Annotated in this window: 10 protein-coding genes; 5 read left to right on the top strand and 5 right to left on the bottom strand. The window is 69.5% G+C overall.

The genetic code is table 11. The features are described from left to right. Positions 1-93 precede the first annotated feature (93 nt). Positions 94-678: a GNAT family N-acetyltransferase gene (locus NCO8_RS17305; protein ID WP_067641567.1), complete on the top strand. Its 585-nt coding sequence runs from the start codon at positions 94-96 to the stop codon at positions 676-678. A gap of 48 nt (positions 679-726) precedes the next feature. After that, entirely contained in the window at positions 727-1269 is a 543-nt protein-coding gene (locus tag NCO8_RS17300; protein ID WP_084457262.1) for a class I SAM-dependent methyltransferase, read from the top strand. 473 nt (positions 1270-1742) lie between these two features. Here NCO8_RS17300 and NCO8_RS17295 read toward each other — a convergent pair whose 3' ends face one another. After that, complete coding sequence (locus tag NCO8_RS17295; RefSeq protein ID WP_067641565.1) at positions 1743-4706, bottom strand: ATP-dependent RNA helicase; 2964 nt, start codon at positions 4704-4706, stop codon at positions 1743-1745. Positions 4707-4793: 87 nt separating this feature from the next. Between NCO8_RS17295 and NCO8_RS17290 the strand changes: the two genes are divergently transcribed. Beyond that, complete coding sequence (locus NCO8_RS17290; RefSeq protein ID WP_067492373.1) at positions 4794-5411, top strand: LysE family translocator; 618 nt, start codon at positions 4794-4796, stop codon at positions 5409-5411. Positions 5412-5458: 47 nt separating this feature from the next. On the opposite strand, the gene NCO8_RS17285 is transcribed toward NCO8_RS17290, so the two are convergent. Beyond that, on the bottom strand, positions 5459-6547 hold the full coding sequence (locus NCO8_RS17285) for a 3-deoxy-7-phosphoheptulonate synthase (RefSeq protein ID WP_067640921.1): 1089 nt from the start codon (positions 6545-6547) through the stop codon (positions 5459-5461). Between the two features lie 297 nt (positions 6548-6844). On the opposite strand from NCO8_RS17285, the gene NCO8_RS17280 reads away from it, so the two are divergent. Continuing rightward, positions 6845-7648 carry an NmrA family NAD(P)-binding protein gene (locus NCO8_RS17280; RefSeq protein WP_067640919.1) on the top strand — a complete coding sequence of 268 codons (804 nt, stop codon included), beginning with the start codon at positions 6845-6847 and terminating at the stop codon, positions 7646-7648. Positions 7649-7660: 12 nt separating this feature from the next. Here the strand turns inward: NCO8_RS17280 and NCO8_RS17275 are convergent, their stop codons facing one another. The 3 genes from NCO8_RS17275 to NCO8_RS17265 all read right to left on the bottom strand — a co-directional run bounded on the left by NCO8_RS17275 (position 7661) and on the right by NCO8_RS17265 (position 12845). After that, on the bottom strand, positions 7661-8131 hold the full coding sequence (locus tag NCO8_RS17275; protein WP_067492565.1) for a carboxymuconolactone decarboxylase family protein: 471 nt from the start codon (positions 8129-8131) through the stop codon (positions 7661-7663). A gap of 79 nt (positions 8132-8210) precedes the next feature. Beyond that, positions 8211-9074: an oxidoreductase gene (locus NCO8_RS17270; protein WP_067640917.1), complete on the bottom strand. Its 864-nt coding sequence runs from the start codon at positions 9072-9074 to the stop codon at positions 8211-8213. Between the two features lie 54 nt (positions 9075-9128). Next, positions 9129-12845, bottom strand: a complete 3717-nt coding sequence (locus NCO8_RS17265) for a non-ribosomal peptide synthetase (protein WP_067640915.1) — start codon at positions 12843-12845, stop codon at positions 9129-9131. Positions 12846-12996: 151 nt separating this feature from the next. Here NCO8_RS17265 and NCO8_RS17260 point away from each other — a divergent pair, with 151 nt between their 5' ends. Next, entirely contained in the window at positions 12997-14604 is a 1608-nt protein-coding gene (locus tag NCO8_RS17260; protein WP_067640913.1) for a (2,3-dihydroxybenzoyl)adenylate synthase, read from the top strand. Positions 14605-14695 lie beyond the last annotated feature (91 nt).

Here is a 14695-nt window from a genome sequence, read left to right as displayed (position 1 = left end):
TGGGTTCACGCTGGTTGCACGGGTGTACCGGTTTTGCCGTCGCGCGCGGAAAATGCCGTGAGAACTATGCGCCCGTCCTGCCAGGATGAGGTGATGTACCAGCACACGCTCACCGACGGCACCGTGTGGCTCATCCGGCCGACCGCCGCCGACATCGACCGCATCGTCGAGTGTTGTCAAGACCCCGCCGTAGGGCGCTGGACCACCATCCCCGTGCCCTACGGCCGCACCGACGCCGAGGAATTCCTCGACCGGAACGTGGCGGGAGGATGGCTCAACAACGAGCCGATCTGGTCCATCCGTACCGCACCCGACGGCCGCGTCGAGGGGATGGTCGGCCTGCACGCCCGAGGTCCCGGCGCGTGCGAGATCGGCTTCTGGCTCAGCCCCGAACACCGAGGTCGGGGCCTGATGTCACGCACCATCACCCTGGTCTGTGATTTCGCCTTCGCTCCCGAAGGGCTTGGTCTGCAACGCATCACGTGGCGCGCGATGGTCGGCAATCACGCTTCGGCCGCCGCCGTTCGTCGCAACGGATTCCACTATGAGGGGAAGGCCCGGTTGGGTGGCGTGCAGCGTGGGGTTCGGGTCGACGAGTGGTATGCGGCGCGGTTGGCCGACGATTCGCCCGGGCCGGTGGATGGATGGCCTGCGGAAACCTTTCCGCCGGAAGGATGATCGTGGCTGAGTGCTGGTGGTTCTCGGAGCGCGGAAGGGACGCGGCAGGTGCCTGATGATGCGCGGTTCGAGTGGTTCGCCGACGTCATGGGAGTGCGGGCCGGTGAGCGGGTCCTCGAAATTGGGCCCGGTAACGGCGCGTCGTTGGCACGGATGGCGGAGCGGCTCGGCGACGGGCGGATCGTCGGCGTGGAGCGTTCGGCGACCGCGCTGGCGCGAGCCGGGCAGCGGTGTGCCGACGAGATCGCGGCAGGGCGAATCCGGTTGGTGGAGGGCGAGATCGGAAAGATCGTACCGGCCCGCCTGCTCGCCGAACTCGATCCCGGCGAACAGTTCGACCTGATCTACGCGGTCAACGTCAACCTCTTCTGGACCTCTCCCGCCCCCCAGGCCTGGGCAACGCTCCGCACCTGCCTGTCCCCCACCGGCCGCCTCTGGCTCTGCTACGGCTACGGCACCCCCACCGACACCCCCACCTCCCCGAAACCCAGCCCCACTCGCCTCACCGACCGCTGCGCCGCCGCCGGCTTCACCTGCGAACCCACCACCTCAGGCGACCTCCTCGCCGTCCACCTCACCCCCACCCACTGATCCAAGATCACCACGCTCTGGTGGTGTTCGCTTCTCGGCCGAAGCCGCCACCAGACAGCGGTGATCGGGTGCCCAGTTCGTTGAACTCAGCTGATCGGGGCGATGCCGCCATCCACGCGGCGGTGTCTGGGCGGCCCCACACGGACGGTCAGCGTCGATCGGCCGTCACACGCCAGGCGCGGACCGCCACTGAACCAAGATCACCACGCTCTGGTGGCGTTCGCTTCTCGGCCGAAGCCGCCATCAGAGCGTGGTGATCACATGTCCAGCTCGATGGGTGGCCGCTGGCCTGGAGCGACCGGCGAGGGGCAGGCGGGACGAGGTAGGTGTAGGCCAACCGAGGAAGCTGGGTTTCGTTCACGACTTCCTCGGCGAGCCGCACTCAACGTTTCCGGGCGGGCGGCTGGTGGAATTCGAGGCGGCGACAAGCCCGATGCGGACATCAGGCGGGACAGGCCCGGTCTCGGGGGTGGTCAGGTGGGGCGGAGGCGGCGGGCGGTGCCTCGGTGGGCGGGAACCTGGGTGGGGTCTTCGGGCCAGGCGTGTTTGGGGTAGCGGCCGCGGAGGTCGGCGCGGACCTGGGGCCAGCCGGTTTGCCAGAAGGACGGGAGGTCGGCGGTGACGGCTACGGGGCGCTGGGCGGGGGAGAGCAGGTGCAGGAGGAGGGTGGCGCGGCCGTCGGCGAGGGTGGGTGGGGTGGTCCAGCCGAAGATTTCCTGGACCTTCACCGCGAGGACCGGCTGGTCGGCGCTGTAGTCGACGCGGACGCGGCTGCCCGAGGGGACCTCGAGGCGCTCGGGGGCGAGGTCGTCGAGGCGGGCGGCTTCGGGCCAGGGCAGGAGGCGGCGCAGGGCGGTACCCGCGTCGATGCGGGCGAGGTCGGCGCGGCGACGGGCGGTGGCGAGTTCGGGGCCGAGCCAGGAGTCGAGGTCGGCGAGGAGGGCGTCGTCGTCGACATCGGGCCATGGTGTGCCGAGCGTGCGGTGCAGGAAGGCGAGGCGATCACGCAGGTTGCGCGCGTCGTCGGACCAGCGAAGCAGACCGATCCCCTCCGCGCGCAGTCCCTCCCGCAACGCCGCGCCCACCAACGCCGAATCGGGTTCACGCAGCGGCTTTTCGGACAGCACGATCGCACCCAACCGCTCGACCCACCGCGCGATCACATCCCCGCCGTCCCAGCGCACCTCCTCCCCAACACTGACCAAACCAGGCGCAGCCGCCCGCGCCAGATCCTCAGAAGCGATTGCCGCCAGCCGAATTCGGCCCTCCGCCCGCCCCGGATCCCGATCCGCCACGGCAACAGCCAACCACTCCGCAGCCACCAGCCCGGACCCCGCAGGCAACGAAACCGCCGTCCCACCCGCCATCAAATACGACCCCGACCCACTCCCCCGCCGCCGCGCCAACCGCTCCGGCTGCGCCAACGCGATCATCAACGCCACCCCCTCTTCGAGCACTCCCACACCCGACCCGGCCGAGTCATGCCTCCCCAAACCCGACCCGACCAAGTCACGCCTCCCCCCACCCGACCCGACCGAGTCACGCCTCCCCAAACCCGACCCGGCCGAGTCACGCCTCCCCCCACCCGACCCGACCGAGTCACGCCTCCCCCCACCCGAGCCGCCACTGCCACGCCTCGCGTCCGCCTGCCGATCACCATGGCTTCCCGCAGGCGAACTACCCTCGGCGCGACCATCACCTGGCGATCCCGCCTTGGCTCGGACATCGAACGATGTCGCCGCAGAACGGCTTACCTCGCCGGTCAGCACCGCACCGCCGGTCTCCGCGCCCGATGCGATTGCGCCATAAGCACTCTCGCCGGACACGGCCGAGCCATCGGATTCGCCGACGAGGCGGGTGAGGCGGGTGACTTCTCGGGTCCAGCGGGGTGGGCGGTCGGTGCGGAGGGTGCGCAGGGCCGCGGTGGCGTCTGTGCCGGGGGCGAGGGTGTCGTCGTCCATCAGGGCAACCATTTCGGCGGCGAGTTTCGGGCCGAGGTGGGCGGCGCCGTCGAGGAGGGCGCGGGCCAGGCGGGGGTGCAGGCCGAGGGTGGCCATGGCGCGGCCGCGGGCGGTGATGTGGTCGTTGCCGTCGAGGGCGCCGAGGGCGTGCAGGACGGTGCGGGCGGCGGTGAGCGCGCCTTCGGGTGGGGCGTCCCACCAGGCGAGGGCGGAACCGTCGGGGGTGCCCCAGCACGCCAATTCGAGTGCGAGGCGGGTCAATTCGGCGGTGCGGATCTCCGGGTCGGGGTAGGCGGGCAGGGTGTGGTGTTCGTATTCGGGCCAGCAACGCCAGGCACGACCGGGCGCCTCACGACCGGCACGTCCGGCACGCTGTTCGGCGACGGCGGCCGAAACACGCACTGTCGCAAGGCCGGACAGCCCCCGCCGATGATCAACCCGTGACACCCGCGACAACCCGGAGTCGACAACGGCACGCACACCGGGCACCGTGAGGCTGGATTCCGCTACGGCAGTGGACAACACGACCCGGCGCCGCTGGCCGGGTCGAAGGGCCGCGTCCTGGGCGGCGCCGGTGAGCCTGCCGTGCAGCGGAAGCACATCGACGTCGAGGTCGCGCAACAACCCCGCGGTGCGGTTGATCTCACCGACTCCGGGCAGGAAGACGAGGATGTCACCGTCGGTTTCGGCGAGCGCGGTGCGCGTGGCCCGGGCGACGTGACCTTCGACCCGTTCACGCGGTAGTGCGGGCAGGTACCCGATGTCGACGGGGTGGGTTCGTCCGCGCACCTCGAGCACTGGGGCGGCGGCACCGTCACCGCCGAGCAGCTCGGCGAGGCGATCCGCGGCGACGGTCGCGGAGGTGGCGAGCACCTTCAGGTCCGGTCGCAGACCCGACCGCGCGTCGAGCAGCAGGGCAAGCAACAGATCGGCGTCGAGGTGCCGCTCGTGGCACTCGTCGAGGATCACCGTGCCGACCCCCGCGAGCTCCGGGTCCTGCTGCAACCGCCGGACCAACAGACCGGAGGTCACCACCTCGATCCGCGTGCGCGGCCCCACCTTGCGATCCCCACGGACCGCATACCCGACGGTCTCCCCGACCCGTTCCCCGAGCAACCCGGCCATGCGCGCGGCCGCCGCCCGCGCCGCCAACCGCCGCGGTTCGGCCACCACAACCCGCCCACCGGCCTCCACCGAAACCCACGGCGCCGTCTTCCCCGACCCGACGAACTCGTCCGTAGCCGAAGCCGACGACACCTCCCGCCCCGACCCCACACACTCGCCCGCAGCCGAAGCCGACGACACCGCCCTCCCTGACCCCACGTACTCGCCCGCAGCCAAGGCCAACGGCACCAGCGTCGTCTTCCCGGTCCCTGGTGGCGCGACCAACACCGCGACGCCCCGATCGGCCAGAGTGCGCGTGATCTCCCCCAGCGCGGGCCGCACCGGAAGATCGGGAAGTTCGGGAAGTCTCATCAGCGAACAGTCTGCCGACCCACCCGCATCGTGCACCACCGAGACTGCCTATTCCGAACACGGCCGGAACTGGCTAGCCTGCGGGAGATGAGCATCGAGTTCGCGTTGACCACGCTCGTCATCGTCGCCACGCCGGGCACCGGGGTGCTGTTCACGCTCGCGGCGGGCCTGGCGCGCGGCGTCCGGGCCAGCGTGATCGCGTCCTTCGGCTGCACACTCGGCATCATCCCGCACATGATCGCCGCCATCACCGGGCTGGCCGCGGTCCTCAACGCCAGCGCGGTGGCGTTCCAGACCTTGAAGTACCTCGGGGTGGCGTATCTGCTGTACATGGCGTGGAACACCTTCCGCGACAAGGGCGCGCTCTCGCTCCCGGAGGCGGAGTCCGGTGCCGCGCCGTCGGCGCGCAAGATGATCACCTCGGCGATCCTGCTCAATATCCTCAACCCGAAGCTGACCATCTTCTTCTTCGCGTTCCTGCCGCAGTTCGTGCCGACGGGTACCCCGAACGCCTTGGCGCGCATGCTCGAACTGAGCGGGGTGTTCATGCTGGCGACATTCGTCGTGTTCGCGCTGTACGGCGCTGCCGCGGCGGCGGTGCGGTCCCACATCCTGTCGCGCCCGGCGGTGGTGACATGGATGCGGCGCGTGTTCGGCGCGTCGTTCGTGGCCCTCGCGGGCAGACTCGCCTTGCAGAACCAGTAAAAGCACTGTGGCCCCGGGGTTTCCGGGGCCACGAGTGTGCAGCGAATTCAGCCGCGCCGGGTTTCGACAGCCTGCGCCAGGCGGTCGAGCTGCGTGGCGGTGGTCTCCCAGTCGATGCAGGCATCGGTGATGGACTGGCCGTAGGTGAGGTCGGCGGCCTTGCCGAGGGTGAGGTCCTGGCGGCCCGCGACGAGGAACGACTCGAGCATCACACCGACCACGCCCTGCTCACCGGCGGCGAGCCGGGTCGCGATGTCGGTGACGACGTCGACCTGACGGTTGTGGTCCTTGTTGCTGTTGCCGTGGCTGGCGTCGACCACCACGCGCTGGGGCAGCGACGACTTCTCGAGGCGCAGCTTGGCCTCGGCGACGGAGGCGGCGTCGTAGTTGGTGCCGTTGCTGCCACCGCGCAGGATGACGTGGCAGTCCGGGTTGCCCGAGGTGCGGATCAGCGCCGACCGGCCGTCGAGATCGGTGCCGGGGAAGACGTGGCTGGCGGCGGCGGCGCGCACACCGTCGACCGCGACCTGCACGTCACCGTCGGTGCCGTTCTTGATCCCCACCGGCATCGACAGCGCCGAGGACAGCTGACGGTGCACCTGGCTGGCGGCGGTGCGCGCACCGATCGCGCCGTAGGAGACCAGGTCCGCGATGTACTGCGGGGTGATCGGGTCGAGGAACTCACACGCCACCGGCAGGCCGAGGGCGGTGATGTCGACGAGCACCTTGCGGCCGATACCGAGGCCGGTGTTCACGTCGAACGAACCGTCCAGGTGCGGGTCGTTGATCAGGCCCTTCCAGCCCAGCGTGGTGCGCGGCTTCTCGAAGTACACGCGCATGACGATGTGCAGCCGGTCGCCGAGTTCCTCGGCCTTGGCGGCGAGCTTGCGGGCGTAGTCGAGGGCGGCGACGGGGTCGTGCACCGAGCACGGGCCGACGATCACCATCAGGCGGTCGTCGTCGCCGTTGAGCACGTCGACGGTGGCTTTGCGACCCGAGCGCACGGTGTCGGCCAGCTCGTCGGTGATGGGGTGCACGAGGCGGACCTCGGCGGGTGAGCGAAGGGGGCTCACGCTGAGGGTGCGCTGATCGTCGAGATCGGAGTGCCGCGCGTCTACGTCAACTGCGGTGGTCATGAGAATGTGGGTCCTTTTCGGTTGAAGGCCGACCCACGGAAATTTCGCTACCCGTCGAGCCGGTCAGGTATCCGGCTCGGGGTGGAGGAAGTCAGCGCGCAGGGTCGCAGACCGGCCCACCCAGGGCCGGCTCGCTAAACCAGAAATATGCGCGCTGCATGCCGTGGACTGTACCACCGGTGAAACGTCGCGGACCCGCGCGTGGTTGCCCGAAGTGCGCACGATCACACCACTGCGCCAGTTGACCTCAACCTCTGTTGAGTTCCTAGCGTGGGTGCCGAGGAAAGGAAATCGACTGTGACAACACTGGTTACGGGCGCGACCGGCAATACCGGGCGCCAGGTGGTTCGTGAACTCGTCGAGCGCGGCGAGAAGGTCAAGGCACTCACCCGCGATACCGAAAGGGCACGCGCACTCCTCGGTCCCGAGGTGGAACTAATCGGCGGAACGCACACCGAGCCGGGCACGCTCGACTGGAGCGGTGTCGACCGTTTGCACGTGACCGTGACGGCGGGTCTGGCCGAGGTGGGCCAGGAACTCGTCGACCGGGCGGTGGCGGCGGGCGTGCGGCGCATCACGGTGGTCTGGGGTGGCGGCGTCGGTCCCGTCGAGCAGGCGATCGAGCGGTCCGGCGTGGAATGGACGCGGCTGGAACCGCAGGAGTTCATGGCGAACACGCTCACCTGGGCCGATTCGATCCGGGCTGAGGGCGTGGTGCGCGAGCCGTACGCGCATCCGAGCGCGCTGGTGCACGAGGCCGATATCGGTGCGGTGGCCGCGGTCGCGTTGCTCGAGGACGGGCACGCCGGGCGCGCCTACAACCTCACCGGCCCGCAGGCGCTCACGCCGCAGGAACGGTTGGCCGTACTCGCCGAGGCCGCCGGAAGGGAGATCGCGTTCGTGACCATCAGCCATGAGCAGGCGATCGAGCGGCTGACGGCGACCGGGGTGTCGCGGGCGGATGCCGAGTACGTGATCGGCTGGTACGCCGAGTCGAGCCCGGAGTCCCGCACCGTCGACCCGACGGTAGAAAACGTGCTCGGCCGCCCAGCGCGCACCTTCGCGCAGTGGGCGGCCGAATACGGGCACCGATTCGCCTGAGCGCCCGGATTCTCAGCCGAACTGGCCTGCCACGTAGTCGCCCGCCGGGGTGTGGGCGATGGCGTTGAGCCGGTTCCAGGCGTTGATCGTCGCGATGGCGGCGATCAACGCGGCGATCTGGTCGTCGTCGTAGTGCTTGCGGACCTGGGCCCACGTGTCGTCGGTGACCTGGCCGCCGTCGGCGACGCGGGTCGCCTCCTCGGTGAGGGCGAGCGCGGCCCGCTCCGCCTCGGTGAACACGTTGGCCTCGCGCCACGCCGCGACCAGATTGATCCGCACCGAGGATTCGCCCATGTGCGCGGCGTCCTTGGTGTGCATGTCGACGCAGAAGCTGCACCCGTTGATCTGCGACGCGCGGATCTTCACCAGCTCGTGGGTGGCCTTCGGCAGCGGCGAGCCGTCGATCACCTTGGCCGCGGTCTGCAGCCGCTTCACGAAGCTGATGGCGACGGGGTTGTTGTAGAGGTCGAAACGCGCTTCCATGATCACTCCTTCGTCGGGTGGATTACACCTCTACGACGACGCACGGCGCCGGAGTGTGACATGGGTGATCGCGATCACCTCAGAGCAGACCGCACAGCTTCTCCGACAACTCCCAGAGTTCGGCGGCGACGGCGCGATCGTGCGCGGGCGCGGCCATCGCGCACGGCGCCGGGTGGCCCCACAGGCCGAACAGGCCGTCGGGACCGTAGAACCCGCCGGGCTCCACGTCGGCGGTGGCGGCGAACAGCGTGGGCAGGGCGCCCTGAGCGGGGCTCTGCGCGAACATCCGGTTGCCGAGCCACATGAAGACTTCCTGCACCGATTCGGTGTGCGACATGAGTTCGGTCGCGGCGTAGCCGGGGTGCGCGGCCACCGAGAGCACCGACGACCCCTCACCGGCCAGCCGGCGCTGCAGTTCGGTGGCGAACAGCAGATTGGCCAGCTTGGACTGGCCGTAGGCGCGCCAGCGGTCGTAGCGGCGCTGCTCCCAGTTGGGGTCGGCCAGGTCGATGCGGCCGATGCGGTGCGCGTTGCTCGACACGGTGACCACCCGGTCGGCGATCCGGTCGAGCAGCAGGTTGGTGAGCGCGAAGTGGCCGAGATGGTTTGTGCCGAACTGCATTTCGAAACCGTCGACGGTGCGGCGCAGCGGCAGCGCCATCACGCCCGCGTTGTTGATCAGCACGTCGACCCGCTCGATGGACTCGGCGAAAGCGCGCACCGAGTTCAGGTCGGCCAGATCGAGCTCACGCACCTGGGTCTCCCCGGGTAACTCGCTCGCCACCTGCTCGGCCTTGGCCGTATTGCGGCAGGCCAGGATCACCCGCGCGCCTTTCGCGGACAGCGCACGCGCGGTGGCGGCGCCGAGACCGCTGTTGGCGCCGGTCACGATGACAGTGCGGCCGGTCTGGTCGGATAGGTCAGCGGTAGTCCACTTGCTCACCGACCGAAGTGTAGTGCGAGCTGGGACAACCGCGAATCGAGAACCGCCCTCCGGTCAGGACTGTGCGAGGATCTCCTCGTCGGTCATCGCGGCCACCTCGAGATACATGGTCGCGACCGCCGCCAACCTCCCGGGCGTACCGGACTCGTTCTCCCGCTGCGTCATTCGCTTCGCGAGACCCTCGACGCTGCGGGCGGTGAACAGGTCGGCGACCACGGTGTCGGGTGCGTCGAGCCATTCCCGGATGCGGGCGACGGCAGTCGTGGCGAGCACCGAATCACCACCGAGAGCGAAGAAGTCGTCGGTGACACCGATGCGTTCGGCCGCGAGGACCTCGCCGATCACCGCCGCGAGCGCGCGTTCGAGATCGGTGCGCGGTGCAACGAATTCCTCAGCAGCCTCGCCCTTTTCGAGTACGGCACGAATGGCCTTGCGGTCGGGTTTGGCGTTCGGGGTGAGCGGAAGTTCGGGCAGCAGTTCCAGACGGGTAGGCACCATGTAGGTGGGGACCAGTTCGGCGGCAGCGGCCAGCACGGTGTCGGCATCGAGGACGGTGCCGGGCGTCGGCACCACCAGCGCGACCAGTTTCGGTGCGGCCTTGCCGACCACGGCGGCGACCGCGTGCCGCACGCCGGGCACAGCGCGCAGGGCGCTCTCCACCTCACCGAGTTCCACCCGGTAACCACGGATCTTCACCTGATGATCGGCGCGGCCCAGGAACTCCAGACCGCCGTCGGGCAGGTAGCGGGCCAGGTCACCGGTGCGGTACCAGCGCACACCCTCGTGGGTGACGAAGCGGTCGGCGGTGCGTTCGGGGTCCTTGCGGTACCCCGCGGCCACACCGTCCCCACCGATCCACAGTTCACCGCTCACCCAGTCGGGGCAGTCGTTGCCCGCCGGGCCGACCACGCGGCACCGCACATTGCGCAACGGGGTGCCGTAGGGAACGGCCGTCCATTCGGCAGGCACCTCGGCGCCGACGACCTCGCAGATGGTGGAGTGGATGGCGGTTTCGGTCGCCCCGCCGAGACCGGCGAAGCGGCAGTCCGGCGCCACGTCCGCCAGGCGGGCGGGCAGGGCGACATCCACCCAGTCGCCACCGAGGATCACCGTGCGCAGCGACGGCAGCGCCTGCCCGCCCGCCGCGGTGAGCAGCATGTCGAGCAGACTGGGAACACAGTTGACCAGCGAAACCTCGTGGCGGCGAATGATGTCCACCCAGCGGGCCGGGTCGCCGCGCTGTGCGTCGTCGACGGTGACCACGGCACCGCCCGCCGCGAGCAGGCCGAAGATGTCGTAGACCGAGAGGTCGAACTCGAGGGCCGACAGGGCGAGGGCACGGTCGTTCGCGCCGACGCCGAAGCGGTCGTTGAGGTCGTCGATGGTGTTCATGGCGGCACGGTGCGGCACCTCGACACCCTTCGGCTTGCCCGTGGAGCCGGAGGTGAACAGCACATAGGCGATGTTCTCCGGATCGCCGAAGACGGGGCGCGGCAAGGGTTCCGGGTGGTTGCGTGCCTCGGCCAGGTCGACGACCCGAGCCTCGGGGATCTGGGTGCCACCGACGGTGAGTACCGCGACGGCGTCGGCGGTGGAGAGAATTTCGGCGCGGCGGGCGGCTGGCTGGTCGAAGCCGATCGGCACGTACACCGCACCGGCGGCGAGCACGCCGAGGACAGCGACCACCTGATCGGGCCCCTTCGGCAACTGCACGGCCACCGAATCACCCGGCGTCACACCGGCTTCGCGCAGGGCACCTGCCACGGCGAGGGCGTCGGCGGCCAGCTCACCGTAGGTCAGCTGCCCGGCAGGCTCCCAGAGCACCGCGGGCGCGGACGGGTTCGTCGCGGCATTCGCGAAGAAGCCCGTGTGCAGCAGGTTGCCGCTCAGGGGCGCGGCCGTCGCATTCACCCGGGCGCGAGTCGCGGCCTGCTCCACGGGAATTCGCACGCCTGCCTCGGCCTGCCAGCCCGCGACGGTCGCCGAACTCTGGCCGCCCAGGCGTTCGATGGCCTCGATGTAGCGGGCGAACATGTCCTCGACCATGCCGGGCGGGAAGGCGGATTCGCGGATGTCCCAGTTGAGCAGGAGGCCGCCGCGGACCTCGGTGATCTGGGCGTCGAGCAGCACCTGCGGGCCCTGGGAGATGATCCAGACCGGGTCACCGAAGGTGTCGGTGACGGTGTCGGCGAACAGTTCGCCGAGGTTGAGGGCGCTGGTGTAGACGATGGGGGCCAGCACCGGTTCGCCGCGCTGACGGCCCAGGTCACGCAGGACCTCGAGGCCCGAGTAGGCCGAATGCGCGCCCGCCTCGTGCAGGCGCTGCTGCAGGGTGCGCGCGCGATCGGCGACGGTGGCGGGCTCGGTGACATCGACCTCGAGCAGCACCGAGGAGGTGAAGTCGCCGACCACGCCGTCGACCTGCGGGTGCACCGGCTCCCGGTGGAACAGCGGCAGATTCAGCAGGAAACGGCGCTGCGCCGACCAGCCGCCGATGGTCTCGGCGAACACCGAGGCCAGCGCCATCGCCGGGGTGATGCCTCGGGTGTGGGCGGCGTCGAACACCTGCGCCTTGGCCTCCGTAGACAGCCACCGGTGCAGGCGAACGGTGCGGTTCGGCTCCGAAACATGCTGCGCCTGCGGTAGTTCGGGTGCGCCGGGTAGTTCGGCGAGCCGGTCGCGCCACCAGTCGCGGTCGCGTTCGCGCTCCTCGTCGGTGGACGGCTGTTCGGCCAGGTACTGGCGGAATGTGTAGTCCTGAGGGGCGAGCTGTTCGCCGTGGTAGAGCTTGGCCAGGTCGGTGACGAGGATGCGGTAACTCATGGCGTCGGCGGCGAGCATGTCGACATCGAGGTGCAGGCGGGTGCGACCGTCGGCCAGGCGGGTGAGGGCGATATCGATCACCTGGCCGTCCTCCACGGCCATCCGCTGATGGGTGCGCTGGTCGCGCAGTTCCGCCAGCCTGCGCTGCGCCTCGTCCTCGGACATCGCACGCAGATCGGTGACCCCGAAGACGGCCCGTCCCGGGCGGTCGAGGGTCTGCTGGGTGCCGTCCGGCAGGAACCTCGTCCGCAACATCGGGTGGCGCACGAGCAATTGCTCCACGGCCCGCTCGAGGCGCTGCGGGTCCACGCCCTGCCCGTCGAACTCGACATACAGGTGCGCGGCTACCCCGCCCAACTCCTGCGCATCCGAACGTCCGATCCAGTACGCGTGCTGCATGGGCGCCAGCGGGAACGGAGTACCGTCGTCGGGGATGACATCCGCTGCGGCAGAGCCGTTTTCGCCAGGCGCCTGCGCGGCCTCGGTGGGTGTGATCGGTTGCGCACCTGCAGTCGTGCCGACACCTGCGGCCTGATTCGATCGGTGCGTGGCCGATGCGCTGGCAGTCGGTCCGGTCGGGCCGACCGTGGCCGACACGTCGTCGGCGATTGCGGTCGGAGCGGACGCGACAGCGCCCTCGACCGCGGTCGGCTCCGTGGCGACCCGCTCGTGACGGGTGGCGGCGGTCAAGGAATCCGGGTCGGCGCCGTTGAGTAAGGCATGCCAGGCATCGATGGTCGGGTGCGCGGCGAGGAGGGCGAAGTTCACCTTGATGCCGCGTTTGCGCCAGGCGCCCGCGAGCTTCATGGTGCGGATAGAGTCGAGGCCGAGCTGGATCAGGTCGTCGGCGTCGGCGACAGCGTCGGGGGTGATGTCGAGGTGACGGGCGATCGCGGCACGGATCTCGGCACGGTCGATTCCGCCGCCGTTCGCGGGTGCTGTCTCCATCTGCCGATCACTCCTTGCTCGCCGTCCGACCCCGGACGGATTCGATACTGCTCGCCGGCAGCCTACTCCACTGAGATAGGGTTGCCTAACCTATGGTCGAGCACCCCCGGTTCTCGGCCGCTTTGATCTGGATCGACCGGAGGGTTCGACTGTGACTACGTCGACAAGCCATCGCGAGGGCTACGTTCCGTTTCCCGAGGCGGCAGCGCAGGAGTACCGCACGGCGGGCTACTGGTCCGGGCGCACGCTCGGTGACCTGCTGCGCGACACCGCACGCACCAAGCCGTCGAGCCCCGCGATCCTCAGCGACGCCGCCGTGCAGTCCTACGCCGAACTCGACGCCGCCGCCGACGCCATGGCCCACGGACTGCTCGCCCTCGGCATCCGCCCCGGCGACCGCGTGATCGTGCAGCTGCCGAATATCCCCGAGTTCGCGACGGCCCTGTTCGGCCTCCTGCGGGCGGGCATCATCCCCGTACTCACCCTGCCCGCGCACCGCCGCGCCGAGATCGAGCACCTGGCGGCGCTGTCGGAGGCCGTTGCCTACCTGATCCCGGACCGGCTCGGCGATTTCGACTACCGCGAGCTGGCCGCCACGGTGCGCGCCGCCGTGCCGAGCCTGGCGCATGTGCTGGTCGCCGGTGATCCCGGCAAGTTCCGGGCCCTCGACACCGTTCCGGCGCAGGGCGATTCGCTGCCCGGGGTGGATCCCGCCGAGATCGCGGTGATGCTGGTTTCCGGTGGAACAACCGGTCTGCCCAAGCTCATCGCACGCACCCACGACGACTACGTCTACAACGCCACCGCGAGCGCGCAGGTGTGCGAGCTCACCGCCGATGACGTGTACCTCGCGACTTTGCCTGCCGCACACAACTTTCCGCTGGCCTGCCCCGGCATCTTCGGTACCGTCGCCACCGGCGGGGCCGTGGCCTTCACCCTCGACCCGAGCCCCGAGGCCGCGTTCGCCGCCATCGAGAAGCATCGCGTCACCGTGAGCGCCGTGGTGCCGCCGCTTGCCCAGTTGTGGAGTGCCGCGGTGGATTGGGAGGACGCCGATTTGAGCTCGCTGCGGCTGCTTCAGGTGGGTGGTGCGCGGTTGGCCGAGGTGAATGCTCGTGAAGTGGAACCGGCGTTGCAGTGCCGGTTGCAGCAGGTGTTCGGGATGGCCGAGGGGCTGTTGAACTTCACTCGCCTCGATGATGCCGATGAACTCGTCTACACCACTCAGGGCAAGCCGCTCTCGCCTGGTGACGAGATCCGTGTGGTCGATGGTCAGGGCAACGATGTGCCTGCCGGGGAGGAGGGGGAGCTGCTGACCCGGGGGCCCTATACGCTGCGTGGTTACTACCGTGCCCCCGAACACAATTCCCGCGCGTTTACGCCCGATGGGTTCTACCGCAGCGGCGATCTTGTCCGTCAGCTTGCCAGCGGGCACCTGGTTGTCAGTGGGCGGATCAAGGATGTCATCAATCGCGGTGGTGAGAACATTTCTTGCGATGAGTTGGAGGAACATCTGCTGGCTCATCCTGCTGTCCGCCATGCCGCGGCGGTGGGGGTGCCCGATCCGTCGCTCGGGGAGAAGGTGTGTGTGGTGCTGGTGGTGACCGGGTCGTTGCCGACGCTTCCTGAGTTGAAGACGTTTCTTACCGAGCGTGGGCTGGCTACTTACAAGCTGCCTGACTTGATACGCCAGGCGGATTCGCTGCCGGTTACGGCTGTTGGCAAGATTGATAAGAAGGCGCTGCGGGCTAGTTTGTAGGGGGCTTACGGCACTCGAGTTTCGGGCAGCTGCCGGGCTCGGGTGCCGTGCGGAAATGCCTTGGTGGTTTGTGCACCACGGAGGTATTGGG

The organism is Nocardia coubleae NBRC 108252 (assembly GCF_001612805.1).
Classification (GTDB): Bacteria; Actinomycetota; Actinomycetes; order Mycobacteriales; family Mycobacteriaceae; genus Nocardia; species Nocardia coubleae.
Note: the sequence above shows the minus strand (reverse complement) of the source record. Positions and strands in the feature narration are given on the sequence as shown.